This window comes from Inquilinus limosus MP06, assembly GCF_000767795.1.
In the GTDB taxonomy this organism is placed as follows: Bacteria; Pseudomonadota; Alphaproteobacteria; order DSM-16000; family Inquilinaceae; genus Inquilinus; species Inquilinus limosus_E.
On sequence record NZ_JANX01000978.1, the window covers coordinates 1 to 1,314 of the forward strand.

The window sequence follows — 1,314 nt, forward strand, 5'->3', positions numbered from 1 at the left end:
CCGGACGAGCCGTCGGATCAGGCCAGGAACGGCGCGGGCAGGCCCAGGGCCTCGGCCAGCCCGTCGCGGAAGGCCGCGATCGGTTGGGCCAGTCGGCCGGCGGGCGGGCGGTGCAGCATCCAGGCCCGCACCTGCGGCTGGAAATCGACGGCCTCGACCACCTCGACCGCGTCCCGCCAGCGACTGTCGGCGAAGGCCGAGGGGGTGAGGATGCCGATGCCGAGGCCGCGGGCGACCAGCGACATCCGCAGATCGGCGCTGAGCGCCTCGATCGCCACCTGGAAGGGCAGCCGCTCGGCCTCGAAGCGCTGGCGCAGATAGACGCGGAAGCCGCAGCCGCCCTCGTTCATAATCCAGGGGAAGCGCGACAGCTCGGCCAGGCTGGCCGGCTTCGGCACGCCGAGCGACGGCGCCGCCACCAGCAGCACCCGCTGGACGCCAAGGTCCTCGCCCACCAGCTCCTCCGGCGGGCTGACGCCATCCGGCAGGCACACCGCGGCCGCGTCCAGCTCGCTGCGCGCCACCTGGTCGACCAGCCGCACCGACCAGCCCGAGGTCACGCGCAGCGCCAGCTGCGGGAATCCGGCGCGCAGCCGGTCGAGCGGCACCGACAGCGCCGCCTCGGACAGATAGGGCATGATCCCAAGCCGGAACTCGCCGCGCACCTCGCCGCCCGGCGCGACGGCGGCGCGCAGATCCTCCAGCGAGCGCAGCACGCGGCGGCCCTGTTCATAGGCTTGGCGCCCCGCGGCGGTGGGCTTCAGCGGCTTCGACTGACGGTCCAGCAGGGCCGTGCCCAGCCGCTCCTCCAGATTCTGTACCCGCCGGGTCACGCCCGGCTGAGTCAGGTTCAGTCGGGCCGAGGCCGCGACGATCGATCCCGTCTCCACCACGGCGACGAAGGCCTCCAGATCCGGGATGTTCATGCCAGTCGCGCATAATCTTTATAGGGACAATTGAATTGTATCATCTTGCGAAGAGTGAATAAAGCTGTTGGACGATATACCCATTCAGCAATCGAGCGGATCATGTCGGTCACCAGCGAGTCCCTGGCCCTGGCGCAGCCCGAAGCCGCCCTCACCCGCCCGCTGATCCTGCTGTTCGGAACATCGGTCGGCGTCATCGTCACCAACCTGTTCGCACCGCAGACCCTGGTCGGGCTGATCGGCCCGTCGCTCGGCCTGTCCGCCGCCGCAGCCGGGCTGGTGGCGATGGCGACGCTGCTGGGCTATGCCGCCGGGCTGTTCCTGCTGGTGCCGCTGGCCGACCTGGCCGAGAACCGCCGGCTGATCCTGCGGATGCTGGCTGCCGCCT

The 1,314-nt window shown here is 70.8% G+C and carries 1 protein-coding gene and 1 pseudogene; one reads left to right on the forward strand and one right to left on the reverse strand.

The genetic code is table 11. The features are described from left to right. Positions 1-17 precede the first annotated feature (17 nt). Positions 18-926 (reverse strand): LysR family transcriptional regulator, encoded by a 909-nt coding sequence (locus tag P409_RS34555; protein WP_034849437.1) that lies wholly within the window; start codon positions 924-926, stop codon positions 18-20. 102 nt (positions 927-1,028) lie between these two features. Between P409_RS34555 and P409_RS34560 the strand changes: the two are divergent. Then, a pseudogene (locus P409_RS34560) lies at positions 1,029-1,314 on the forward strand (MFS transporter); the annotation flags it as partial.

What these genes read in the sequence shown, in the direction of transcription:
- P409_RS34555 (WP_034849437.1), bottom strand. Translation starts at nt 926, where the DNA reads ATGAACATCCCGGATCTGGAGGCCTTCGTCGCCGTGGTGGAGACGGGA.